Here is a 22003-nt window from a genome sequence, read left to right as displayed (position 1 = left end):
CACCTGATGATTAGGTGCCCGCAGTCGCTGAAGCGTTAACAGATATCAGAAAATCAGTTTGAACACCCCTGTCAGGGTCAGTAAGCCCACGATAAAAATGATCGCGATAATCCACAGAATAATTTTCATTTCCTTTCCCCTCACCAATTAAACACTTTTCCTGTAAGCAGTATAGACAGGAAAAAGCGCCCTGCCGCTTCACTTACGGTTCAACTGGTCATAAGTTCATCAACCCTGAGCTTTATTTAAATTCTGAGATAAGGATCGCAACACCACTTTTTATCGGCTCTCTTTCTTCGTTTTACAGGACACTCCTGGCTAAAATTTAGGCGGCAAGGCAGGCCTCAATAGTGATGAGATTGAAAATGAGTCGCGAGGAGATCTTATGAGCACGATTAATACCAGCATGGGCCGCTACAGCCTCAAGGCAAAAAACAGCGGTAACCACATCAAAGGGACTTTCGCCATCAACGATGAAGGCGGCACGCAGCTCTCTCTGCAGGAGTTTGACGAGCACTACCTTGATGATGTGGTGAATAACGTTATCTACCCGGTTACCGGTGGCAACCGTGACATTGCACACGCGCTGCGGGAACAGATGGTGAAAGCCGGTTTTGAACCGCCTCATTAACGTGGCAGATTCAGACTGAATCTTCTCTGTCAGGCCGCATTTTGCGGCCTTTTTTATGCTGTCTTTCCCGCACATCCCGCCTTAACCAGCAACAGGGGCTGCACGCGCGACAGGATGTTCAAAGCCCAAAAAGGCAGCGGGAGAGGCGCGAAAGCAAAGAGCCGCTGGCAGGCTTGCCAGCGGCCAGAGGTTAAATCGCCCAAGAGAGCAGCAGGCAACCCACCAGACCACAGACCGAAATAATGGTTTCCAGCGCCGACCAGGAGCGGATGGTTTCGCCAATCGTCAGGTTGAAATACTCTTTGAACAGCCAGAAGCCCGGGTCGTTAACGTGCGAGAAGATTACGCTGCCGGACCCTACGGCGATGACCATCAGTTCCGGGCTGGCGCCGCTGGTGACAATCAGAGGTGCCACAATCCCCCCGGCGGTAATGGCCGCTACCGTGGCAGAACCCAGAGCAATACGCAGCACCGCCGCTATCGACCAGGCCATAAAGATTGGCGACAGTTGAGTAGAATGCATCATGCTGGCGATATATTTATCCACGCCGCTGTCCACCAGCACCTGTTTGAAGGCACCGCCACCGCCGATGATCAACAACATCATGGCGATGATTTTGATCGAGTCGGTCAGGGTATCCATGACCTGTTCCATCGTGCGACCGCGATTCAGTCCAAAGGTGAAGATCGCAATCAGCACGGCAATCAGTGTCGCCATCACCGGGTCGCCAAAGAACTCCGCATAGGGCAGCAGCACATGGCCTTTAGGCAACAGCATCTCCGCCACTGCACGCAGCGCCATCAGCACCACAGGTACCAGTGCCGTCCAGACGCTGACGCCAAACCCAGGCATTTCCGCCTCGGTAAAGGTTTTCGGGTTATAAAGTCCCTCAGGAATCGGTTTGTCGATGCCTTTCAGGAAGCGGGCATAGACCGGACCCGCCAGAATCACCGTAGGAATACCCAGCAGCGTACCAAACAGCAGCGTTTTACCCATGTCAGCGTTAAACAGCGTCGCGATTGCGGTCGGGCCTGGATGCGGCGGAAGAAAGCCGTGCGTCACTGACAGGGCAGCCGCCATCGGCACCCCGACATAGAGCAGCGGCACACGTGCCGACGCCGCCACGCTGAACACCAGCGGCAGCATCAGTACAAAGCCGACTTCATAGAACAGCGCAAATCCGACGATAAAACCGGTCAGCACCAGCGCCCACTGAATATGCTTAGTGCCGAATTTTTCAATCAGGGTGGTGGCAATACGCTGCGCACCGCCGCAGTCGGCCAGCAATTTACCGAGCATGGCACCAAAGCCCATGATGAGCGCCAGGCTGCCCAGCGTGCCACCCACGCCCGCTTTGATTGAGGTAATCACTTTATTTACCGGCATGCCCTGCATCACACCGACCGCCAGCGCCACCAGGATCAGCGCGATAAATCCATTAAGCTTAAAGCGAATCATCAGCAGCAGCAGTAACGCGACGCCAATCGCCACATAGAGTAATGGCATAGCTTTTCTCCACCTTGTGCACTGAACATCATTCAGTGTCGGTTTATTATCATGATCCCCTGAGGGCTACAGAACAGTGCGCTGTAAGATGTTTACACATCCCGACAAACGCTGTTACCGATAACATGTTAAGGGTAACATCAGCAGGAAAGCACCACCCCGCCGGGTGTGAATTTCTGTTTTGCGAAGGTGATCAACTTTTTGCCAATGCGTTATCAGAAAGTTTGCCAGTCCCGGCGTCCTGCTTTTCGTTACACTCAGATTTTAGCGAAATGTAAAAAGGATGCGCTGGTGAGTGAGAACCTGAGTGAGCTGTACAGCAATCAACGAACCCTCTTTGGCCGGGGGAGCCTCGATAAGCTGGTGCCCCTGCTGGCCGCCCGGTCACAGCCTACCCTGCTGTTTTGTGGACAATCTTTTCTGCAGGGCCCGGCCTATGCCCGGTTAAAAACCGGACTCAACGATCACATTATCGGCTATGAAATTGTCAGTAATGAAGCCTCACCCACCGAGATTGATGGCTGGGTAGCGCGCTGGCGTGGTCATGTCGATCGGGTCGTGGCGATTGGCGGCGGGAGTGTGCTGGATGCGGCAAAAGCCTTTAGCGCGATGGTACAACACCCGTTGCCAACCGCCCGCTATCTCGAAAAAGTGGGTGACACCGCAGTTCAGCCCATCACGTTGCCGCTGATTGCTATCCCGACCACCGCCGGTACCGGCAGTGAAGTGACGCAAAATGCGGTGGTGACTGACCAGCGTGACATTCAGATAAAAGCGTCACTGCGCCACCCGGTCTTTGTGCCGGAAGTGGCGATTCTCGATGCTGATCTGCTCAAAGGCGCGCCTGACCGGGTGCTGGCGACCTGCGGTATTGATGCGTTTACCCACCTGTTTGAAGCCTATCTCTCCGGCAAAGGCAACCTCTTTACCCGCCAGATGGCGCTGAGCGGCCTGCGTCAGTTTGTTCAGGCCTGGCCTGCCCTTAATCGCGAGGATGCTGCTGGCGACGCGGCACGGGAAGCGATGATGATGGCGTCGTGGCTGGGGGGTGTCAGTCTCAGCAGTGCGGGTCTGGGGGTGATCCACGGTATTGCGGGGGAACTGGGCGCGATAAAGCCGTTCCATCACGGTGAAGTGTGCGGACGTCTGCTGTTTCCGTTCCTGGATCTGTTGTCCGACAGCGAACAGCCGCTGCAGCGTAAGCTGATGGCGGAACTGCACCCGCAGCTCTTCAGCGAAACCACGGACTCACCGGCGCAGTTTCTGAAACAGTGGCTGCAGCAGCAGGCGATCACCCCGTTCTGGCAGGATGGCCCTTCGCTGAGCCACGCCGAAGTGGAGTGGATTCTGGCGCGTGCCAACAGCAAAAATTCGCTGGTCAATTACAGCCGCGAACAGATGCAGATGATGATCGCGCAGGCCTGGCAAATCACGGCGTGACCCGGAGCGGCGTTGCCTGTCTTCACTGACCGGGCAACCTCGCCAGGCTACGCTGACTCTCAGCGCTTTCCTGTTGCGCCTGGTCTCTGCGCCAGGCGGCTTTGCTGAATCGCAGTACCACGCGCCTGCGCTCAATGGCAGCGCTATCCGGTCTGGCTTAATCGCAATACCGGGAGGCTAAGCCTGCGTGGCGCTAAAAGGCCCTTCACCTGCCAGCATCTGCTCAATCACCTGCAGCACGCCCTGCTCGTTGTTAGAGGGCGCGGCGTAGCGTGCCGCCTGTTTCACCCGCTGTGGCGCGTTGTCCATGGCAAAACTGAAGCCAGACTGTCTGAGCATCTCCAGATCGTTACCGCCATCACCAAAGGCCAGCACCTGGTCATGCGCGATCCCCCAGCGTTGTGCCAGCAGATCCAGACCGTGCGCTTTATGATTTCCCGGCACGATCAAATCAACCGAGCCGTGACCGCTTGAGGTCGCTGCCACACGCCCCTGATGCAGACGTTCAATATCCGCCATCAGTGGCTCGATATAGTCATCAGAAAGATTCAGCGCAAACTTAAACAGCCGGTCGTCCTGCACCTCATCCAGATGATGAATCGGCTTCAGCCGGTGACAGTAGTGGCGCATCTTCTTCAGCCAGTTCTCTTCCATGCCGTCGAAGTACCAGGCGCTCTCCCGGCCACACAGCAGATAACGCAGGCCCGGATAGTTGCCGTTTTGCAGGGTATCGATCACCGCGTCAACATCGCGGCGTTCAAAGGCACCGCAAAACAGTTCCTCATCACGATCGATAATCCATGCGCCGTTTTCGGCCACAAAGGCGATATCGCTGGCGATCTCCGGGAAGAAGGATTTGAGCTGGTAATACTGATTGCCGCTGGCCACCACAAATTTGATGTCACGGGCGGTGAGTTGCTGATAGCAGTCGAGAAAGCGGGATCGATTGTACTGCTTGTTATCGTCCAGAAAGGTGCCATCCATATCTACCGCAACCATTTTAACCGTCGTCATCATGACTCCTTACACAGGGAATTTTCAGCGTGGAGTGTCAGGATAGCCGCTGGCGCAGCAAAACGGAAAGAAAGAGGGATGGCCGCAGCCATCCCATGGGGATCAGTTCAGGGCGCTGTTCAGCACCAGCGCGGTAATTACCCCGGTTGCGGCAGCAATCAGCACATAGTTGCCGTCGATGTTTGCCCAGTGATAACCGCGCGGCGGTTCACGCAGACCGCGTTCATGCCAGTCGGCTACGCGGTAATGGTCGCCGCGGTACGCCTGCGGGACAGGATGCCCGCGACGGAAGTCGTGCCCCTGCCAGGCGAAATGATCGCGATCATTGCGGGTCTCTCTGCCACGACCGTTTTTATCCTGATCCGGGCGATCATTGACACTGTCATGACGGTTGTTGCCGCGATCACGATCCTGGTCAGGACCGTGATTATCAGAGCGTTGATTAACGTTCTGATGCGGCACAGGCATGCGGTGCGCGCCATCATGATCGTCTGCCCGTGAGGCCTGAGAAAAGAGCGTGCTGCATGTCAAAAGTGAAGCGATAAGCGTTAATGTTGTTTTTTTCATGATACTGCCTCCGAAAATAACGGCTGTTCAGGCACCGTTGATCGGCATCATGGCAATAATTGTGGCGCGAGACATCTGTAAAAGTCTTAAAATCCGGTAACTTACACACTATTACGCTTACTTAGCGATTTCTTAACACAGGACATGCGATGACAACGTTACTGACGCAATCCAGATATTAAACGGGCAGCCTGCGCTGACTGAACATCACGCTCTGGTTGACGGATGATGTCCGGTGAAAAGTCAGGATGCTGAAACGCACCCTGACATTTTTGCGGTTATGGCGTGCTGAGGATCACTGGCGCATCCGGTAACCCGGTAAAGTGCGTCACGATGTGATGATAATCAGCCGTCGGGTCCAGATCCCGGAACACGTCCGGATAGAGATCTTTTGCCAGAATTTCCATGCCGATAATGTTGTAAGGGTGATTATAAAAATGGTGATAAACGCCATACACCCTTTTCTGTTTCACCGGTTCGATCTGCTCCAGACCGGTGCGGCTCTGCAGGCGGTTAAAGGTGGCGGTCACGTCGGTCTGACTGGCACCGTAACCGAACGGCAGCACGTTACTGTTCGGGCGTTTGGAGCCGGTCATGATATAGACGTCCGGCTTCATGGCGATAATCTTCTCCAGCGACACAAATCCTGAGCTACCGGGCAACAGTGCAGAACCGATATTCCTGCCACCGACCGCTTCCACCAGCGCGCCCCAGCCGTTATGACCGTGGGTAAAGCAGCAGTTGTCGCTGTTACCGGCAATCGGTTCAATAAACACGGTTGGCTTGTGCGGCACCTGCGCAATCTTCTGCTGAAGCATCTGCCAGCGCTGCTGGTAAAAATCGGCGTAGGCTTTTGCCTCAGCTTCGCGATTCAGAACGGTGCCCAGCACTTTCACGCTCTTCAGGGTGTTCTCTTTCGGATGGAGTTCATCATCGAGGAACAGCACCGGGATATGAAGATTTTTCAGGGTGGCGAGCACGCCTGTCTGCGTCAGGGCCGGTTTGGCCCGCAGTTGCGCAATCATCAGATCGGGCTGCTTCGCCAGCACGCTCTCCAGATTGACCTGCCCCTGATCGTTAAAGCCCATATCAACAATCGATGCCGCCTGCGGCCAGCGCTGCTTCAGCAGGTCCCAGGTCTGGGTATCCTGCTTTTTCGGCAGGTTGTTCCAGGCGACGACCCGCTGAAACGGGTTCTGCCGATCCAGTAACGCCAGTGCCATCACGTCACGCCCATCCTGCAAAATCACATGCTGCGGCTCTTTTTGCAGCGTAATTTTCTGACCATCCAAATCGGTCACCGTAACCGGATAGGTGGTGGCCGCACAGGCGGTCGACAGTAAAAGAGAGGTGGCAGCAACTATCCCGATTTTCATTTTTCTCATACCTGATTAAGGAATAATAATTATTCGCGTTAACTCTAACATGCTAATAAATAACAAATGTAAATATTGCTAACCAGATACGTCAGCCCGGAGGTTCTATGACCGCATCCACCGCGTCTTCGCACCACAAAATCCTGGTCAGCGCCTGTCTGATGGGATGTCGGGTACGCTATAACGGCAGCAGTAAGACTCTGATGCAGGCGGCGCTGACGCAGTGGCGTCAGGAGCAGCGGCTGGTCATCTGCTGCCCGGAACTGGCCGCAGGATTGCCCACGCCGCGTCTGCCAGCTGAAATTGTGGGAGGCGATGGCGCAGAGGTGCTGTTGGGACGCGCCAGGGTGATTGAGAGTGACGGGCGGGATGTGACACAGATTTATATGCTGGCCGCCTGGCTGGCACTGCGCACTGCGCAGCAGGCCGGATGCCGCTATGCCCTGCTCAGTGAAAGCAGCCCGACCTGCGGCAGTCAGGCTATTTATGATGGCCGTTTCAGCGGTCAGCAGCAGCCCGGTGCGGGCGTGGCGACCGCACTGTTACGACAGCACGGCATCGCGGTTTATTCAGAGCAGCAGGCGGACGAACTGCTGGCGCACCTCAACCAGGTTGAGATGCGTCAGCCGCGCTAAGTGTTACTTCACCAGCGAATAGAAAATTGCGGAGATCGCTATCAGTCCAATCAGCGCAACAAACAGGTTGCTGATGTGACCGCTGTACTTGCGCATCGCGGGGACCTTCTGGATAGCGTACATCGGCATCAGGAACAGAATCATCGCAATGACCGGCCCGCCAAGCGTCTCAATCATGCCGAGAATATTGGGGTCCAGTGTCGCCACCAGCCAGGTCGTCAGCAGCATAAAGAGTGCAGTCAGGCGATTCAGTCTGGCGGGCGCGATGGTTTTGCCGCGACTGCGCAGCGCCTTGTTAACCATGCCGTTAAATCCTTCGCGCGCGCCAAGATAGTGACCGAGAAACGATTTCGTGATCGCCACAATGGCAATCAGCGGTCCCAGCCAGGCGATCATCGGCACCTTAAAATGGTTCGCCAGATAGGAAAGAATGGTGATGTTCTGTGCCTTGGCGGCGTGTAAATCTTCAGGCGACAGGCTCAGCACGCAGCTGAAGACAAAGAACATCACCGTCACCACCATCATCAGGTGCGAGCAGGCCAGAATGCGCGAACACTTTTTCTCTGCGGCATCGCCATACTCTTCCCGCTTTGCCAGCGCGAATGAGGAGATGATCGGCGAGTGATTAAACGAGAAGACCATCACCGGAATCGCCAGCCACAGCGTCATCCACAGGCTACTGCCCGCGGGCTGAACGTTCAGGGTCGAAAGCACAGCGCCGTGCCAGTGCGGGATCAGATAGCAGGCCATCAACATCAGCACCGCCACAAAGGGATAAACCAGCACGCTCATCGCTTTGACAATCATCTTCTCGCCGAAACGCACAATGGTCATCAGTCCGACAATCAGCAGCAGCGACAGCAGTACGCGCGGTGGCGGCACCAGGCCGAGCTGATTCACCATCAGGCTCTCTACCGTGTTGGTGATCGCTACGCTGTACATCAGCAGAATCGGGTAAATAGCGAAGAAATAGAGCAGCGTAATCAGCTTGCCCGCACCAACGCCGAAATGCTCCTCGACCACCTCGGTGATATCTCCGGCCGGATTTTTACCGGAGAGCACGAATCGGGTCAGGGCGCGGTGCGCAAAAAAGGTCAGCGGAAACGCCAGTATCGCCATAATGATTAGCGGGATCAGCCCGCCGACGCCAGCATTGATAGGCAGGAACAGCACACCCGCCCCAATCGCCGTGCCGTATAAACCGAGCATCCACATGGTGTCGGTTTTACGCCATCCCGTATCGACGTCACTCTCAAGCGCGCCCAGCGTGCCAGTTTGCGTGGTTTTCATCAGATTTTCCGTGTTAAAAGCCGCCAGTAACCTGAGCCGTCAGGCAGACAAATGTCCGCCCCACTCTCCGCCTCAGCTGCAACCGGATCAGTCGACATGACGCTGACCCGCCCATGCATAGGTAATCGATTGCGTGCGCCACTTTTTACACCACCTGACGATAAAAGTTCAAGCCAGGCAGATAAACGCGCATAGAGTGCTGAAAAAACCGTCAGGTTGTGCAAAGTAACTGCGCGGCGATCATGCCATCTTTGTGGCGATTTTACCGCCCCTAAAAAGGTGATCCCTGTAACGGTTCAGCGCAACGGGCTACGCTTAAACAGATGCTGTCGCGATCGTGCTGACAGGTGCACAGGAGAAGAGAATGAAAATTGCCTGCCTCGGATGGGGATCGTTGATCTGGAAAGCTGGCGCACTGCCGGTGGCCAGTCAGTGGCACCATGATGGCCCTGCCGTACCGATTGAGTTTGTGCGCATCAGTGATGGCGGCGAACTGGCGACAGCGATCTGCCTGAATGCCCACCCGGTGCCGGTGTACTGGGCCTGGCTGAATACCGCTTCACTTGAGAGCGCCTGCCGCGCATTGCGCATCCGTGAGGGGATTCCGGACAGCCGCCCCGATGGCATCGGGATGATGACGGTGACAGAGAGCTCAGCAGGGCCGCTGGCAGAGTGGGCCAGGACCAAAGGCATAGAAGGTCTGATCTGGACCGCTCTGCCTGCCCGCATGGCGGGTGTCGAAGGCCAGATCCCGACGCTGGACGACGCGCGGCACTATCTGCAGCAGCTCACCGGAGAAACACGTGAGCATGCCTGGCACTACATTGAACAGGTTCCGGCACAAATCGACACGGCTTATCGTCGTACCTTTGCCGACCTCGCGCTCTGGCAGCCCGATTCCCGATCCGTGACGGTCGCCACCACGCAGGTGCAGCCGCCCTGTCAGCCCGGCTGAAACTGGCCAGCCGGCTGCACCGCTCTGCTTACTCCTTAAAGGGTTACTACACTTCTGACAGGTTTCGATTTCAGGTTTCCTGAGTCTTTCCCGCGCGTGTCCATGCCTTCTGGCCTGGCCGCCGTCCCCTAATCATCAGGAGATGAACAGATGAAAGCATTAACTTATCACGGCCCCCATAAAGTCAGCGTCGATAACGTGCCCGATCCCGGTCTGGAAGCTGCAGATGACATTATTCTGCGTGTAACCGCCACCGCTATTTGCGGTTCAGACCTGCACCTTTACCGCGGCAAAATCCCCGGTACCGGGCACGGAGATATCTTTGGTCATGAGTTTATGGGCGAAGTGGTTGAGGCAGGCAGCGCAGTGACCGCCGTGGCCAAAGGCGATCGGGTGGTTATCCCGTTTGTTATCGCCTGTGGCGACTGTTTTTTCTGCCTGATGAGCCAGTATGCTGCCTGTGAAAATACCAACAGCGGACGGGGTGCCATCCTGAACCGGAAAAACATCACGCCGCCCGCGGCCCTGTTTGGTTTCAGCAAACTCTATGGCGGTGTGCCCGGTGGGCAGGCGGAATATGTCCGGGTGCCGAAAGCCAATACCGGCCCGTTTAAAGTGCCGTCGGTGCTGTCGGATGAGAAAGTGCTGTTCCTGTCAGACATTCTGCCCACCGCGTGGCAGGCGGTGAAAAACGCCGAGGTGAAACCCGGCTCCAGCCTGGCGATTTTCGGTGCCGGACCGGTTGGCCTGCTCAGTGCCGCCTGCGCCCGACAGCAGGGAGCCGAACAGATCTACATGATCGACCACAACAACTACCGCTTAAACTTTGCCCGCGATCGCTACGGTGTTATACCGATTAACTTCGATGAGATCGATGACCCGGCTGGCTGGATTATCGAACACAGCACCGGCAATCGCGGTGTGGATGCGGTGATTGATGCAGTAGGATTCGAGGCAAAAGGCAGCATGACCGAAACCGTGCTCACCAATCTCAAACTGGAGGGCAGCAGCGGTAAAGCGTTGCGTCAGTGTATTGCCGCAGTGCGGCGTGGCGGTATCGTCAGCGTGCCGGGCGTCTACGCCGGATTCATTCACGGTTTCCTGTTTGGTGACGCCTTCGACAAAGGACTGACCTTTAAGATGGGACAGACCCACGTACACGCCTATCTGCCGGATCTGCTGAAGCTGATCGAACAGGGCCATCTGACGCCGGAAGAGATTGTGACCCACCATCTGCCGCTGGAAGATGCTGCACGTGGCTACGATATTTTCGCCAAACGCGAAGAGGAGTGTCGCAAGGTGATTCTGGTGCCTGGCATGGCAGCGACCCAGGCCACGATCTGATCGCCTGAACCTTAAAACCGGTCCCCGGCAGCGCACTCTGCCGGGGTTGTCATCTTAAAACGACTTACGTTCCAGGCTGCTTCGCCACTCCCGCCCCTCCAGCAGATGTTCATCCGGCGAATCCGCCGTATCCACCTGACTGCCCTGCTCCAGCATTCGCGCACTGCGTGAATGGGGATGACTTTCGCTGATCACCTGTTGTGAAAACGCGCCAAACGATAACAGCAAAAACAGTAATGCACTGGCCAGCCTCACTTTCATACGCACACCTCTTTGGTAACGGTGCCGCTATGCTGCCTGAAGGGTTTTCATTTTCTGTCAGTAACAGGCAAAGTTATGTGGTAAGCGGGAACAAGCTGCGACGGGTTTAACTGCGGTTCAGGATAGCCAGTCAGCCCGGCATCATAAGTTTCCCGGCTAATCGACCGTTTTCTTTCAGGAGAATGCTATTGAACCTCAATCAGTTTGATCAGCCGGTCGGTGAGGCTCTGCCCGACTGGCAACCGGTCAACAGGCCACCCTGTATGCCACTCACGGGTCAGCACTGCCTTCTCCTGCCGCTGAGCATCGATCATGCAGAATCGCTATTGCAGGCATTTATGCTCGCACCGGATGATCGCGACTGGACCTGGCTGAGCGCGGAGCGGCCCGCCTCTCTGCCGCAGATGCAGCGCTGGATTGCGGATAAAGTGGCAGATGCAGCCCTGGTGTCCTTCACGGTCTGCTCGCCAAATCAGCAGCCCTGCGGTGTGGTCTGCTTCGCCAGCATTGAGCCCGGACACGGCACGCTTGAAATCGGCCACGTCACCTGGTCGCCGCTGATGCAGCGCAGTGTCATCGGCAGCGAGGCGATTTATCTGCTGCTGCAACAGGCTTTTTCGCTCGGCTATCGGCGGGTGGCGTGGCGCTGTGATTCAACCAATATCGCATCACGACGCGCGGCAGAACGGCTGGGGTTCCGCTTTGAGGGCCGTTTTCGTCAGGTGATTACGCGTAAACAACGTAATCGCGATACCGACTGGCTATCAATTATTGACCGTGAATGGCCGGATGTTCAGCGCGCCCTGAGTGCCTGGCTGAGTGCGGATAATTTCGCTGCCGGTGGGCAGCAAAAGCGCCCGCTCAGCGCCTGCTTCGCCGACGTTAACCCGGCTGATGCAAACGCGACAAGTCCTGAACGCGGAGCGGATGCTGGCGACTAATGCAGCCGACGCACAGTCAGTGCCGCAGACCAGTGCTGGTGCTGACAACGCGGGCAGACCGCCTGCTGCTCAGCCTCAATCATCTGCGTCTGGCCGCAATGGGTGCAGGCATAGAGCGCGCTGACCGGTACGGTGCTGTAATCCTGCCGATGCTCGGGCGGCAATACGCTTAACCCGGCGCGCATCCCGTCGTCGTCATAGAAGTAAAGGCTGAGCTGACCATCGACCTCCACCAGCGCCAGCCGGATCTGCCCCAGATGCTCCACACCACTCTGGCGCAACTCCATATAAAACTCATCTTCGGAAATATTCAGTCGATCCAGACTCTCCAGCACATACAACCCCTCTTTAATCAGGGTAATCACGTCACCCTGAATAAGCCGTGAAAAGCGCGGGCTGTGCGCCGTCAGCCAGGTCGTGAAGCGGTAGAGCGCCAGCAGGACCACAAACACCATAATAACCGGCAACACCGGCACATCATCGTAAAACGTCACATCACCGGACGCGGAACCCAGCGTCAGGATCACCACCAGCTCGAACAGCGACAGCTGGCGCACGCCGCGTCGTCCTGACACTTTCAGGAAGGTAAACACCACCAGATAAGCGATCATGACCCGCGCCACCACTTCAAACAAAAAGGTGGCCGGTTGGTCGTTAAGCAAAAAACGGTGCCAGTCGAATGAGAACATAGTCTGTTAAACATCCTGTTTTAAGGTACGCGTATCGCCCGTTGCTGACCCGCAGATTCAGGCCAGTGATAAGTAAATCTTGTCGCCAGCAGGTCAAAAGGCAAGCGAAGCTGTAACGCGAAAGCGGGCGAGTCTGACCTTTCTGCATGTTGAGGAAAAGGTTAATAAAGCTGAAAAGGGCAGTGCGTCTGTTCACGCTGCGCTTATCGTTTCGATCACAAAAACGATATTAAAAACTCCTGTTTCAGAATGGGTTATTTTAACCGCTGCGCTTTTTTCTTTTTACTTCAATAAATTGCGAAGCAAACCTTACTGCCTATACTTTCCAGTAAGGCTTCCGTAAACCCCGTCAACATCCAGAGAAGCCAGCCTTTTTCTGCCGATAGCGCCGCTGGTCTATACCTGCTATCTCACTCGTCCACACCGCGACAGGCCCTGATGCCTGCAATTCAGTGTCTGTGGCTTATGGCATGGATCGCCCGTCCGTTCAGAGTGATCAGATCGATCAGTCTGCAATGCAAACCCTGACGCCCTGACCCGTTTCACAACGGCTCGTCAGCGGGAAGCGTGTTGCTTTTTTTCGGGAGATGCCATGACGCCCTTTTCCAGTTTCTGGCAGGCCGGCTACGAAGGTGCCGATCATATCAATCCTGCCGGCCTTGCGCTGTCGATGAACGATCTTAACCAGCATCAGGCGCGTGCAGCAGAGGATTATGCCGCGCTGGCCCCCTTTTCCCTTCGCACAGTGCGCGAAAGCGTTGGCTGGCGATTATGTGAGCGTGATGGCCGCTATGACTTCTCCACGGTTGCGGCCCGGATGCAGGCCGCAGAGCAACAAGGCATTCAGCTGAGCTGGACAATCTGCCACTACGGCTGGCCCGCTGGCGTCAGCCTGTTTGATCACGACTTTGTCAGCCGTTTCGCCGCCTTCTGTGGCGCACTGGCCCGCTTCCTGGCCCCCTGGTATCAGCAGGCGCCGGTCTACTCTCCGATGAATGAGATCTCCTTTGTCAGCTGGGGCATCTCGGTTGGGCTGTTCGCCTGTGAGGCGATCCCGGAGGCGGATCGGGCGGATGCCGCCAAGCAGCAGCTGGTGCGCGCTACGCTGGCAGCCTGTGACGCCATCTGGCTGGCCGATCCGCGCGCCCGTCTGCTGCACTGTGATCCACTGATCCATATCGTGCCCGATCCCGCCGATCCGGCCAGCGACGTGCTGGCACGTGAGATGTGTGACACCCAGTATCAGGCGTGGGACATGCTGAGCGGCAGGCGTAACCCGGAACTGGGCGGTGCCCCACGCTATCTCGATCTGATTGGCGTGAATTACTACCACGACAACCAGTGGGAGCAGGGATCGAACCAGCGGCTTTACTGGCATCTGGGCGACAGCCGACGCCTGCCGCTGCATCGGATGCTGCAGCAGGTCTGGCAGCGTTATCAGCGGCCGCTGCTGCTGGCGGAAACCAGCCACGTCGGCAGCGGACGCGGTCGCTGGATCCTTGAGATCGCCGCGCAGGTTGCGCAGGCGCAACTGGCAGATGTTGAGCTGCTCGGCATCTGCCTCTATCCGATCCTTGATCGTCCCTTATGGGAGGAGACTACCTTCTGGACCCGCAGCGGTTTGTGGGATCTCGATCTGCTGGGGGCCGATCCCTATGCCCGCCAGCTACAGCCGCCATATGCCGACGCGTTACGTCAGGCGCAGCGCTTTTTGCAGCACATCCAGCCCTCAAAACACCCCTGTCAGGAGCACACTATGAAACCACCTGTTCTCATCGTTTTCAGCCATTTACGCTGGGGATTTGTTTTTCAGCGTCCGCAGCAGCTACTGACACGACTGGCACAGCACTATCGTGTGCTGTTTGTTGAGGAGCCGGTCTGGCAGGCGGAGCCACAGGGCCTGCATCAGAGCTCGCCTGCCGCCAACATCACGGTGATCCAGCCGCATACCGACAGCGACGCACCTGGTTTCCACGACAGCCAGATAGCCCCGCTGCTGCTGTTGCTGACGCCGCTGCTGGAGGAAGACGAACAGCCGCTGATCTGGTTCTATACGCCGATGGCGCTGCCGTTGCTGACCCCTTTTGATCCGTCACTGGTGATTTACGACTGCATGGATGAGCTTTCCGCTTTTCAGAATGCGCCGCGCCAGCTGCAGCAGCGCGAATCCGCGCTGATGACCCGCGCCGATCTGGTCTTTACCGGCGGCACCAGCCTCTATGAAGCGAAGCGTGACAAACATCCTCAGGTCTACTGCTTTCCCAGCAGCGTTGATGCTATTCATTTTGAGCAGGCGCGCGATCGCAGCAATCGTCATCCGTTGCAGGATGCGATTCCGGCACAGCGTCTTGGCTATTATGGCGTGCTGGATGAGCGCATAGACCTGCCGCTGATTGCGGCGCTGGCGGACAGCCACCCCGAGTGGCAGATCATTATGGTTGGCCCGGTGGTAAAAATTGATCCCGCCAGCCTGCCGCAGCGCGACAATATTCACTGGCTCGGCCAGCAGCCCTATCAGGCACTGCCGCAGTTTCTGGCAGGATGGGATGTCTGTCTGATGCCGTTTGCCATCAATGCGTCGACGCGCTACATCTCACCGACCAAGGTGCTGGAGTATATGGCGGCGCAGTTGCCGATTGTCAGTACCGCGATTATTGACGTAGCGCGGCATTACGCAGAGGAAGTGGCGGTGGCAGAGAGCCACGCTGAATTTATTACCGCCTGTGAACAGGCGATGTTGATGGGTGCCGCAGAACGGCTGGCGCTGGCGGGACGGATGCAGGCAAAGGTCGATGCCACCTCATGGGATCGCACCGCTGAACAGATCCATGGACTGATCCAGCAGGCGCTGACGCAGCGTCAGCCCGCACTAAGGTCGGCCAGTCAGGGCAGCGCGCAGGCGAATGTGATGCCGTTAACCCCATTGATGCTGGAGAGTGAAGCCGTGCCCTGCCTGATTATCGGAGCCGGGCCAACCGGGCTGAGCGCCGGGTATCACTATGGCGAAGGCGCAGTGTTGCTGGAGAAAAATGCTACGCCTGGCGGCTGGTGCCGCTCAATTGACGATCAGGGTTTTACCTTCGACTATGCCGGTCACATTATGTTCTCGCAGGATCCCTACGTGTTACAACTGTATGAGATGTTGCTGGGTGACAACCTGCACTGGCAGGCGCGTGAAGCCTGGGTCTACAGCGATGGCGTTTACACCCGCTATCCCTTCCAGTCTGCGCTGCACGGCTTGCCGGTCGAGGTGGTAAAAGAGTGCGTGCTGGGCGCTATTGAGGCGCGTTATGGCGAAACGGCCGCCGCCGCTGTGCCACTGGAGCGGGCGCGGGCACGGCGGGATTGCTGCGCAGATGGCGCGATCCCCGATGAGGGCAGCAGCTCAGGCGTGGTTGAAGGCGAAGAGGATTTCCAGCACTTCATTATGCGCACCTGGGGTAAAGGCATCGCGCGTCACTTCGCCCTGCCCTATAACCAGAAACTGTGGAAAGTGCCGCTGACCGACATGGAAACCTCATGGCTGGGCGGACGCGTTCCGTTGCCCGACCTGGCGCAGATCATTGATGGCGCGCTGCAACCGCTGGCGAAACCGGTTGGCCCCAACGCCCGTTTCGGCTATCCGCTGCGCGGTGGTTTCCAGGCACTGATGTCCGGCTTTTTGCCGCACCTGAAATGTACGCTGGAAACGGATGCCACGCTGACCCGCATCTACCCGCAGGCACATGTCGCGCTGCTGGCGGAGGGGCGCTACTACCGTTATGAGCAATTGATCAGCACCATGCCGCTGCCGGAGCTGATTAAACTGATGGGCGATGAGGTGCCGGAGAATGTCCAACGGGCGGCGCAGCAGTTAAAGTTTGTCTCGGTGCGTTGCGTGAATCTGGGAATCGGACGCGCTGACCTGACCGAAAAGCACTGGATTTACTATCCTGGCGATACGCTGTTTCACCGCATCTTTGTGCAGGGCAATGCCAGTCCGCACTGTAATCCGCCGGGCGGTTTCGGCTTAACCTGCGAAATCACCTATAACGCAGCCCATCCGCTGCCGCTGGAGGGAGATGCGCTGATTGAGCGCTGCCGTCAGGATTGCATCAGAGTCGGCATGATCACGGCGGACGATCCGCTGCTCTGCGCCTCAGAGGTCGATATGCCCTACGCCTACGTGGTCTATGACCATGCGCGCAGCGCTAACGTGGCGCTGATCCGACAGTGGCTACTGACCCAGGACATTCATCTGTCAGGCCGCTACAGCGAGTGGGAATATTACAATTCGGATCACGCCTTCCTTGCCGGTAAACGCGCCGCCGAAAATGTCCGGCTGCAGCATGTCAGCGAACGGACGCTCGGCTGACCCGGCGCAGTCGCTACGAAAGCCGCTGGCTGCACTTCGCGGCTTTCAGCGACTGCAGCTGCGTCAGTCGCCGCTCCGCCTTCTGGCTGGCATTGTATTTCGCAATGCCATTGCCCAGCCCGAAATCCCCGACAAAGCCCAGTACGGTCAGTGCATCGAACTGGCCGGTCTGCTCAATATCACTCTGCACGCTGTGCGCTTTCACCAGCTCCTGATCCAGCGCGCTGCAGTTTAGCATCGCCGTCTCTTCCGGGGTGACCGCGGACGCCTGCGGGTACTGCTTGGTGGCGCAGCCGCTTAATACCAGCGTCAGCAGCACGATTAAGACGCTCTGTTTACTCATTTTTCATTGCCTGTTTTTTATCCAGTTAACACTGTTATCGGCACCATCCCCCGGGATCATGAATCTCAGCCCTACCAATAATGGTCGAAACCGCTACGCTAATGTAGGATTCAGCGCGCTGCTGTCAGTTGCAGCGTGTTACCGATCGGAAGTCACGCAGCGAACGTACATTGCCCGTTCATCACTTCTGCCAGACCTTTCAAACAGTTAGCCAGCACGATGCTGCTATCAGTAACGTTTAAAAAGCAAAGCCTGACCGATAATCAGTGACGAGGCCGCTGCATAAGCAAAGCCAGACACAGAAAAATTCGTGCGTCGGGTTTATCAGAGTTTGTTCCAGATGAGGTTTTTCCATGCGTTTTAAAGGATTGAACATCGGGTTTTTCATTTTGATTCTGGCTATCGCCACCCTCGCTTTTTTTGAGGTGCTTTCGCCCTATTTCTCGCCGATTTTATGGGCGGCGATTCTGGCGGTGATTTTCCATCCGCTTAAAACGTATCTGCGGGTCCGACTGGGCGAGCGCAATGGCCTGGCCGCGTTAATTACCCTGTTCTGTATTTGTCTGATTGTGTTCACGCCGCTGGCCATTATCGCCTCATCGCTGGTCGTCGAAACCAACGCGGTCTATCACAAACTGCAGACCAATTCGGCACAATTCCCGGCGGTTTTCGCCGATCTGTTGCAGCATCTGCCGCGCTGGGCAAAACATTATCTGGCTGAAAACAACCTGGATAACGCCGAACAGATTCAGCAGAAGCTCTCCTCGTTTGCCCTCAAGGGCGGTCAGTATGTGGCAGGCAGCGCCTTTATCATCGGTAAAGGGACGTTCAGCTTCACCGTCGGCTTTGGCGTGATGCTGTATCTGCTGTTCTTCCTGCTGAAAGATGGCTCCTATCTGGTGCATCTGATCCTGGAAGCGCTGCCGCTCTCAACCTACGTAAAGCATCATCTGATGGTGAAGTTTGCTGCCGTGGCGCGCGCGACGGTGAAAGGCACGGTGGTGGTCGGTATTGTTCAGGGTATTCTCGGCGGGCTGGCATTCTGGTTTACCGGCATCGACGGCAGCCTGCTGTGGGGCGCACTGATGGCCTTCCTCTCCCTGATTCCGGCAGTCGGTTCTGCCATTATCTGGGTGCCTGCGGCGATCTTCTTCTTCGCCACCGGAGCACTGTGGAAAGGGCTGTTCCTGGTCGGTTTCTTCGTGGTGATTGTCGGACTGGTGGATAACATCCTGCGTCCGCTGCTGGTCGGCAAAGACACCAAAATGCCGGATTATCTGATCCTGATCGCCACGCTGGGCGGCATGGAGATTTACGGCATCAACGGTTTTGTTATCGGTCCGGTGATTGCCGCCCTGTTTATCGCCTGCTGGAACCTGCTCTCCGGACGCGATAACCGCGAAAACATCGAAGCCATCGACGAAGAGTTTATCGAAGAAGGTAAGAAGCAGTCCGATACCGCGGCAGAGGCTGCGGCTGAAGCGGCGGCGGCCTCCGCCGATGCGGCTGCAGAGACGGAAAGGAAAGTCGCGGCGTTAGCCGCCTCGGAGAAAGAAACAGCGGAAAAGAAAGCGTAATCCGTGCCAGGCAAACTCAGGTTAGTATCGCAGTGAGAGCGAGGCCTGCTCAGGAAACACGGTCAGATCGGAAAGGCGCAAAACCCGCCATCCATGGCATGCCCGGCCCGCGCGATTACGCACCTCATCCCTGAGGTGCGCCCGTAAACGGGCTAACGCTTTACGTTGTTCAAAAACGCTCCCGGCGTTTTTGTCCCAGGCGCGGGACGCTTTCCTCTTCTGACCGTGTTCCCTGCGCGTTGAGCTTATGCGTTGCTGCCAGGGGCATTACGAGTCGGCTTTATCACCCATAAAAAAACCCACCTTTCGGTGGGTTTTTTTTAACCTGAGAACAGCCGCGAATTAGTTAGTCGCTTTGTTTTTCAGATCTTCAGCACCCTGCTTGGTTTTATCCCAGCCTTTCTCAGTGCCTTCTTTGGTTTTGTGCCAGCCTTTCTGCGTACCTTCGGTGATTTTACTGCCGGTGGTATCGCTTTTGCCTTCAGCGGCGTGCTCAGACTTCAGCTTCAGCTCTTTGCCTTCGTTCTGGGTCTGATGCAGTTTTTCCTTCGCGGTATCGGCGCCTTTATGCGCTTCCGCAACGGTGTTGTCTGTGGTGGTAGCAGCAAATACCGGCGAGGCAAGCAAAATAGCAGACAGTGCAATAATTGATTTCTTCATAATTCCCTCTGTATGAATCGTTGCCGTGTAGGTTTTAATCCTGGCATAGTGTTCCCAGGAAAGATTTAAGAATAAACCAGGAATGGAAAAGGGCCAGTTTTCACCAGAAAAAGCCGCCGGTTGTAGCTTTTTCGTCCATTACCAAAGTGCGAGTTGCGGATCGTCGTCCGGTTTCGGCTGGCTTCGGGTGACGCGAGCAGGCGGTGCAGGCTGCTGCATCTGCCGGGCGATCCACAGCAGCAACACCGTCACTACATAGCCCTGCTGCACATCGCTCAGCGGCTGGTGCTGTCCGATGTTGTGCCACTTGCTCAGACAACCACGACAGCAGGTTGCGGTGGCATGCTGGGCGATAAACACCGGATGGCCGCGCATCGGCGTCTGCTTGCCATCATTCTCAGGCTGCGCCGGCGCCAGCCGCTGTGCCACAAACTCAGCGGCGTGCTGGCGCAATACCGGCTCGCCTTTGCTGCTCGCATAATCATATTCCGCGCGTCCCAGACGAAAACGCTGGCGGAACGGCGAGCGTGACAGCCGGGTAAACAGATCGTCAGAAACCTTCATGCTGATTGCCAGTCACTCATATTTACGACCCGCCAGATAGCGTACGCCCTGCGAACCGAACGCCTCACGATGGAGTTCATTGGGCTGCAGATGAAATGTCTCACCGGGATGATAGGTGGTATCGCCTTGTTCGGTACTGATGGTGATGTCACCACTGAGAATCAGTGCCAGTGCTTCAAAGGGATGTACGTGATTATCAAGCTGGGCGGCGGCTGCACGCTCAATCAACAGAGGCTCGTCAAAACCCTGTTCGGCTAGCAATTTTCTGAATTCGTGTTCTGTCATCGCAACTCCTCAATGTGGATCTGACACTTAGCAGTGTAGACGATCTTTATCGCCGCTTATGGCACTCAACAGGTTACGTAAAGTAGCGCAAGCAGGGTTGTTCGCCGGTCAGGCCAGTGCTGTACTTGCCGCCTCATTACAGCCATTTTGACATCGGGATAACGCAAAAGTATGTCTCAACAGGAGAAAACTGCCCTGCTGCTGATTAATCAGCGCTCACGCAAAGGACGCGCCGAGGCCAGCCGGGCACAGTCGCTGCTGGCTCAGGCCGGGTTCACCCTGCTGCAACCGGCCGGAGATGAGACCCGCAGCTACAGCGAACTCATCGCGGCGTATGCCCATCGCGTTGATGCGGTGATCGTCGGTGGTGGCGACGGTACACTCAATGCAGCCGCGCCGGGGCTGATGCAGACCGGCCTGCCGCTGGGCATTTTACCGCTGGGCACCGCCAACGATTTTGCCCGAACACTGGGCATACCTGCCAGCCTGGAGTCCGCGATAAAGATTATCGCTGACGGGCAGCTGCGCGCAGTGGACCTGGGTGAAGTGAATCAGCATCTGTTCCTGAACGTCTCCAGCATCGGCTTTTCGGTGGAACTGGCGCGCAACCTCACGGCGGAATCGAAAAAACGCTGGGGCGTGGGCGGTTATGCACTGGCGGCTTTGCGGGTGCTGCGGCAGAGCCGTCCCTTCAGCGCCACGCTGGTGCATCAGGGCCATCGGACGCCGATTAAAACGGTTCAGGTATCGGTGGGCAATGGACGCTTTTATGGGGGCGGCATGACAGTGGAACAGCGTGCCGCTCCGGACGATGGGTTGCTGGATGTCTACAGCCTGGAACTGCAGCATAGCTGGCAGCTCATTGCATTGCTGCCCTTTCTGCGGCGCGGCACTCACGGTCGCTGGCGTAACGTGCGGGCGTTCAGCGCCACGGAGCTGACGATTGAGACACGCCGTCCCCATTACATCAATGCAGATGGTGAGATTATCGGTCAGACACCCGCGCATTTCCGCCTGATCGCCCATGCACTGCGGGTTTATGCACCGGGCGACAGCGCAGCAAAATAGCCCGACAGTATGCGTCGTCACCGATCGCGGTAAGAAACTAGTGCCGGGTGCTCTTTTTTTCAGCGTAGTCGATGTGTTCGGAAAGACTGGCGACCAGCTTTTTCGCCATGTCGAGGGTCAGCCCCAGAAACAGGGTCTCCTGTGGGCCCTTTTCGCGCGGGGCGTCGGGATCGATATAACCGAATTTCACTACCAGTGCCTGATGGGTGTTCAGGGGACCAATATGCCAGCCGGTAACCGGATAGAAGGTAAAACGCGTAAATTCATTCATTGAATCCTGACTGTAAAAGCATAACGCTGATTGATAGTCAGGCCAGCTCTGATGATAAAACATGAGTGGAGTAGTAAGTCTGAACGAAATCGACAGGATTACAAGGGCAGCGGCAGAGCAAGCGCAGCGTGACGCGGTGATGAAACATGCTGCGTTCAGGGCCTGGTGCAGCATGCGGATAAGGATAAATTGCGGGGCGTAACCTGCGCTGAGACGGCACGGGCACGGGCA

At 56.6% G+C, this 22003-nt stretch carries 22 protein-coding genes; 9 read left to right on the top strand and 13 right to left on the bottom strand.

The features are described from left to right. Positions 1–45 precede the first annotated feature (45 nt). A complete protein-coding gene (locus AC0T7J_RS07740; RefSeq protein ID WP_019105993.1) occupies positions 46–129 on the bottom strand; it encodes a small membrane protein YohP in 84 nt (27 codons plus the stop codon). Between the two features lie 256 nt (positions 130–385). On the opposite strand from AC0T7J_RS07740, the gene AC0T7J_RS07735 reads away from it, so the two are divergent. Next, positions 386–631 carry a hypothetical protein gene (locus AC0T7J_RS07735; protein WP_010258994.1) on the top strand — a complete coding sequence of 82 codons (246 nt, stop codon included), beginning with the start codon at positions 386–388 and terminating at the stop codon, positions 629–631. A gap of 190 nt (positions 632–821) precedes the next feature. On the opposite strand, the gene gntT is transcribed toward AC0T7J_RS07735, so the two are convergent. Next, on the bottom strand, positions 822–2138 hold the full coding sequence (gene gntT, locus AC0T7J_RS07730; protein WP_010258995.1) for a gluconate transporter: 1317 nt from the start codon (positions 2136–2138) through the stop codon (positions 822–824). Between the two features lie 291 nt (positions 2139–2429). Here gntT and AC0T7J_RS07725 point away from each other — a divergent pair, with 291 nt between their 5' ends. Beyond that, the gene (locus AC0T7J_RS07725; RefSeq protein ID WP_473793307.1) at positions 2430–3578 is read left to right on the top strand and encodes an iron-containing alcohol dehydrogenase; all 1149 of its coding nucleotides are present in this window, start codon (positions 2430–2432) and stop codon (positions 3576–3578) included. 177 nt (positions 3579–3755) lie between these two features. On the opposite strand, the gene AC0T7J_RS07720 is transcribed toward AC0T7J_RS07725, so the two are convergent. The 3 genes from AC0T7J_RS07720 to AC0T7J_RS07710 form a co-directional block, all read right to left on the bottom strand. Beyond that, the gene (locus AC0T7J_RS07720) at positions 3756–4592 is read right to left on the bottom strand and encodes a Cof-type HAD-IIB family hydrolase (RefSeq protein ID WP_473793305.1); all 837 of its coding nucleotides are present in this window, start codon (positions 4590–4592) and stop codon (positions 3756–3758) included. A gap of 102 nt (positions 4593–4694) precedes the next feature. After that, positions 4695–5159: an RcnB family protein gene (locus AC0T7J_RS07715; RefSeq protein WP_473793303.1), complete on the bottom strand. Its 465-nt coding sequence runs from the start codon at positions 5157–5159 to the stop codon at positions 4695–4697. Between the two features lie 278 nt (positions 5160–5437). Then, positions 5438–6535, bottom strand: a complete 1098-nt coding sequence (locus tag AC0T7J_RS07710) for an ABC transporter substrate-binding protein (protein WP_473793301.1) — start codon at positions 6533–6535, stop codon at positions 5438–5440. Between the two features lie 107 nt (positions 6536–6642). Here AC0T7J_RS07710 and AC0T7J_RS07705 point away from each other — a divergent pair, with 107 nt between their 5' ends. Then, positions 6643–7170 carry a 2-thiouracil desulfurase family protein gene (locus AC0T7J_RS07705; protein WP_473793299.1) on the top strand — a complete coding sequence of 176 codons (528 nt, stop codon included), beginning with the start codon at positions 6643–6645 and terminating at the stop codon, positions 7168–7170. A 3-nt stretch (positions 7171–7173) separates the two neighbouring features. Here AC0T7J_RS07705 and AC0T7J_RS07700 read toward each other — a convergent pair whose 3' ends face one another. Beyond that, the gene (locus tag AC0T7J_RS07700; protein WP_473793297.1) at positions 7174–8460 is read right to left on the bottom strand and encodes an HAAAP family serine/threonine permease; all 1287 of its coding nucleotides are present in this window, start codon (positions 8458–8460) and stop codon (positions 7174–7176) included. Between the two features lie 364 nt (positions 8461–8824). Here AC0T7J_RS07700 and AC0T7J_RS07695 point away from each other — a divergent pair, with 364 nt between their 5' ends. Both AC0T7J_RS07695 and AC0T7J_RS07690 read left to right on the top strand, forming a co-directional pair. After that, positions 8825–9415 (top strand): hypothetical protein, encoded by a 591-nt coding sequence (locus AC0T7J_RS07695; RefSeq protein ID WP_473793295.1) that lies wholly within the window; start codon positions 8825–8827, stop codon positions 9413–9415. Between the two features lie 150 nt (positions 9416–9565). Further along, complete coding sequence (locus tag AC0T7J_RS07690) at positions 9566–10759, top strand: zinc-dependent alcohol dehydrogenase (protein WP_473793293.1); 1194 nt, start codon at positions 9566–9568, stop codon at positions 10757–10759. 54 nt (positions 10760–10813) lie between these two features. Here the strand turns inward: AC0T7J_RS07690 and AC0T7J_RS07685 are convergent, their stop codons facing one another. Then, complete coding sequence (locus tag AC0T7J_RS07685) at positions 10814–11020, bottom strand: hypothetical protein (protein ID WP_473793291.1); 207 nt, start codon at positions 11018–11020, stop codon at positions 10814–10816. A gap of 188 nt (positions 11021–11208) precedes the next feature. Between AC0T7J_RS07685 and AC0T7J_RS07680 the strand changes: the two genes are divergently transcribed. Beyond that, positions 11209–11961 (top strand): GNAT family N-acetyltransferase, encoded by a 753-nt coding sequence (locus tag AC0T7J_RS07680; protein ID WP_473793289.1) that lies wholly within the window; start codon positions 11209–11211, stop codon positions 11959–11961. Here the strand turns inward: AC0T7J_RS07680 and AC0T7J_RS07675 are convergent. Further along, entirely contained in the window at positions 11958–12650 is a 693-nt protein-coding gene (locus tag AC0T7J_RS07675; RefSeq protein ID WP_473793287.1) for a YetF domain-containing protein, read from the bottom strand. The two genes, AC0T7J_RS07680 and AC0T7J_RS07675, sit on opposite strands and share 4 nt — an antisense overlap. A gap of 592 nt (positions 12651–13242) precedes the next feature. Between AC0T7J_RS07675 and AC0T7J_RS07670 the strand changes: the two genes are divergently transcribed. Beyond that, complete coding sequence (locus AC0T7J_RS07670) at positions 13243–17004, top strand: NAD(P)-binding protein (protein WP_473793285.1); 3762 nt, start codon at positions 13243–13245, stop codon at positions 17002–17004. Between the two features lie 13 nt (positions 17005–17017). Here AC0T7J_RS07670 and AC0T7J_RS07665 read toward each other — a convergent pair whose 3' ends face one another. Continuing rightward, on the bottom strand, positions 17018–17347 hold the full coding sequence (locus AC0T7J_RS07665) for a hypothetical protein (RefSeq protein WP_010259013.1): 330 nt from the start codon (positions 17345–17347) through the stop codon (positions 17018–17020). A gap of 353 nt (positions 17348–17700) precedes the next feature. On the opposite strand from AC0T7J_RS07665, the gene AC0T7J_RS07660 reads away from it, so the two are divergent. After that, positions 17701–18924 (top strand): AI-2E family transporter, encoded by a 1224-nt coding sequence (locus tag AC0T7J_RS07660; protein ID WP_031593237.1) that lies wholly within the window; start codon positions 17701–17703, stop codon positions 18922–18924. Between the two features lie 342 nt (positions 18925–19266). On the opposite strand, the gene AC0T7J_RS07655 is transcribed toward AC0T7J_RS07660, so the two are convergent. From AC0T7J_RS07655 to AC0T7J_RS07645, 3 genes are all read right to left on the bottom strand, one after another. Further along, on the bottom strand, positions 19267–19584 hold the full coding sequence (locus AC0T7J_RS07655) for a hypothetical protein (protein WP_010259015.1): 318 nt from the start codon (positions 19582–19584) through the stop codon (positions 19267–19269). A 138-nt stretch (positions 19585–19722) separates the two neighbouring features. Beyond that, complete coding sequence (locus AC0T7J_RS07650; protein ID WP_473793281.1) at positions 19723–20148, bottom strand: DUF4186 domain-containing protein; 426 nt, start codon at positions 20146–20148, stop codon at positions 19723–19725. 12 nt (positions 20149–20160) lie between these two features. Then, positions 20161–20433 (bottom strand): cupin domain-containing protein, encoded by a 273-nt coding sequence (locus AC0T7J_RS07645; protein ID WP_010259018.1) that lies wholly within the window; start codon positions 20431–20433, stop codon positions 20161–20163. A gap of 171 nt (positions 20434–20604) precedes the next feature. Between AC0T7J_RS07645 and AC0T7J_RS07640 the strand changes: the two genes are divergently transcribed. After that, positions 20605–21501 carry a lipid kinase gene (locus AC0T7J_RS07640; protein WP_473793279.1) on the top strand — a complete coding sequence of 299 codons (897 nt, stop codon included), beginning with the start codon at positions 20605–20607 and terminating at the stop codon, positions 21499–21501. A gap of 37 nt (positions 21502–21538) precedes the next feature. Here AC0T7J_RS07640 and AC0T7J_RS07635 read toward each other — a convergent pair whose 3' ends face one another. Continuing rightward, positions 21539–21772, bottom strand: a complete 234-nt coding sequence (locus AC0T7J_RS07635; protein WP_473793277.1) for a hypothetical protein — start codon at positions 21770–21772, stop codon at positions 21539–21541. Positions 21773–22003 lie beyond the last annotated feature (231 nt).

It is taken from the genome of Pantoea sp. E956-1, assembly GCF_982223955.1.
This window is presented reverse-complemented; position numbering and strand designations above follow the sequence as displayed.

Excerpts from the sequence above, each read along its gene's own strand:
- AC0T7J_RS07740 (WP_019105993.1), bottom strand. The coding sequence starts at position 129 with ATGAAAATTATTCTGTGGATTATCGCGATCATTTTTATCGTGGGCTTA.
- AC0T7J_RS07735 (WP_010258994.1), top strand. The coding sequence starts at position 386 with ATGAGCACGATTAATACCAGCATGGGCCGCTACAGCCTCAAGGCAAAA.
- gntT (WP_010258995.1), bottom strand. The coding sequence starts at position 2,138 with ATGCCATTACTCTATGTGGCGATTGGCGTCGCGTTACTGCTGCTGCTG.
- AC0T7J_RS07720 (WP_473793305.1), bottom strand. The coding sequence starts at position 4,592 with ATGACGACGGTTAAAATGGTTGCGGTAGATATGGATGGCACCTTTCTG.
- AC0T7J_RS07715 (WP_473793303.1), bottom strand. The coding sequence starts at position 5,159 with ATGAAAAAAACAACATTAACGCTTATCGCTTCACTTTTGACATGCAGC.
- AC0T7J_RS07710 (WP_473793301.1), bottom strand. The coding sequence starts at position 6,535 with ATGAAAATCGGGATAGTTGCTGCCACCTCTCTTTTACTGTCGACCGCC.
- AC0T7J_RS07705 (WP_473793299.1), top strand. The coding sequence starts at position 6,643 with ATGACCGCATCCACCGCGTCTTCGCACCACAAAATCCTGGTCAGCGCC.
- AC0T7J_RS07700 (WP_473793297.1), bottom strand. The coding sequence starts at position 8,460 with ATGAAAACCACGCAAACTGGCACGCTGGGCGCGCTTGAGAGTGACGTC.
- AC0T7J_RS07695 (WP_473793295.1), top strand. The coding sequence starts at position 8,825 with ATGAAAATTGCCTGCCTCGGATGGGGATCGTTGATCTGGAAAGCTGGC.
- AC0T7J_RS07690 (WP_473793293.1), top strand. The coding sequence starts at position 9,566 with ATGAAAGCATTAACTTATCACGGCCCCCATAAAGTCAGCGTCGATAAC.
- AC0T7J_RS07685 (WP_473793291.1), bottom strand. The coding sequence starts at position 11,020 with ATGAAAGTGAGGCTGGCCAGTGCATTACTGTTTTTGCTGTTATCGTTT.
- AC0T7J_RS07675 (WP_473793287.1), bottom strand. The coding sequence starts at position 12,650 with ATGTTCTCATTCGACTGGCACCGTTTTTTGCTTAACGACCAACCGGCC.
- AC0T7J_RS07670 (WP_473793285.1), top strand. The coding sequence starts at position 13,243 with ATGACGCCCTTTTCCAGTTTCTGGCAGGCCGGCTACGAAGGTGCCGAT.
- AC0T7J_RS07665 (WP_010259013.1), bottom strand. The coding sequence starts at position 17,347 with ATGAGTAAACAGAGCGTCTTAATCGTGCTGCTGACGCTGGTATTAAGC.
- AC0T7J_RS07660 (WP_031593237.1), top strand. The coding sequence starts at position 17,701 with ATGCGTTTTAAAGGATTGAACATCGGGTTTTTCATTTTGATTCTGGCT.
- AC0T7J_RS07655 (WP_010259015.1), bottom strand. The coding sequence starts at position 19,584 with ATGAAGAAATCAATTATTGCACTGTCTGCTATTTTGCTTGCCTCGCCG.
- AC0T7J_RS07650 (WP_473793281.1), bottom strand. The coding sequence starts at position 20,148 with ATGAAGGTTTCTGACGATCTGTTTACCCGGCTGTCACGCTCGCCGTTC.
- AC0T7J_RS07645 (WP_010259018.1), bottom strand. The coding sequence starts at position 20,433 with ATGACAGAACACGAATTCAGAAAATTGCTAGCCGAACAGGGTTTTGAC.
- AC0T7J_RS07640 (WP_473793279.1), top strand. The coding sequence starts at position 20,605 with ATGTCTCAACAGGAGAAAACTGCCCTGCTGCTGATTAATCAGCGCTCA.
- AC0T7J_RS07635 (WP_473793277.1), bottom strand. The coding sequence starts at position 21,772 with ATGAATGAATTTACGCGTTTTACCTTCTATCCGGTTACCGGCTGGCAT.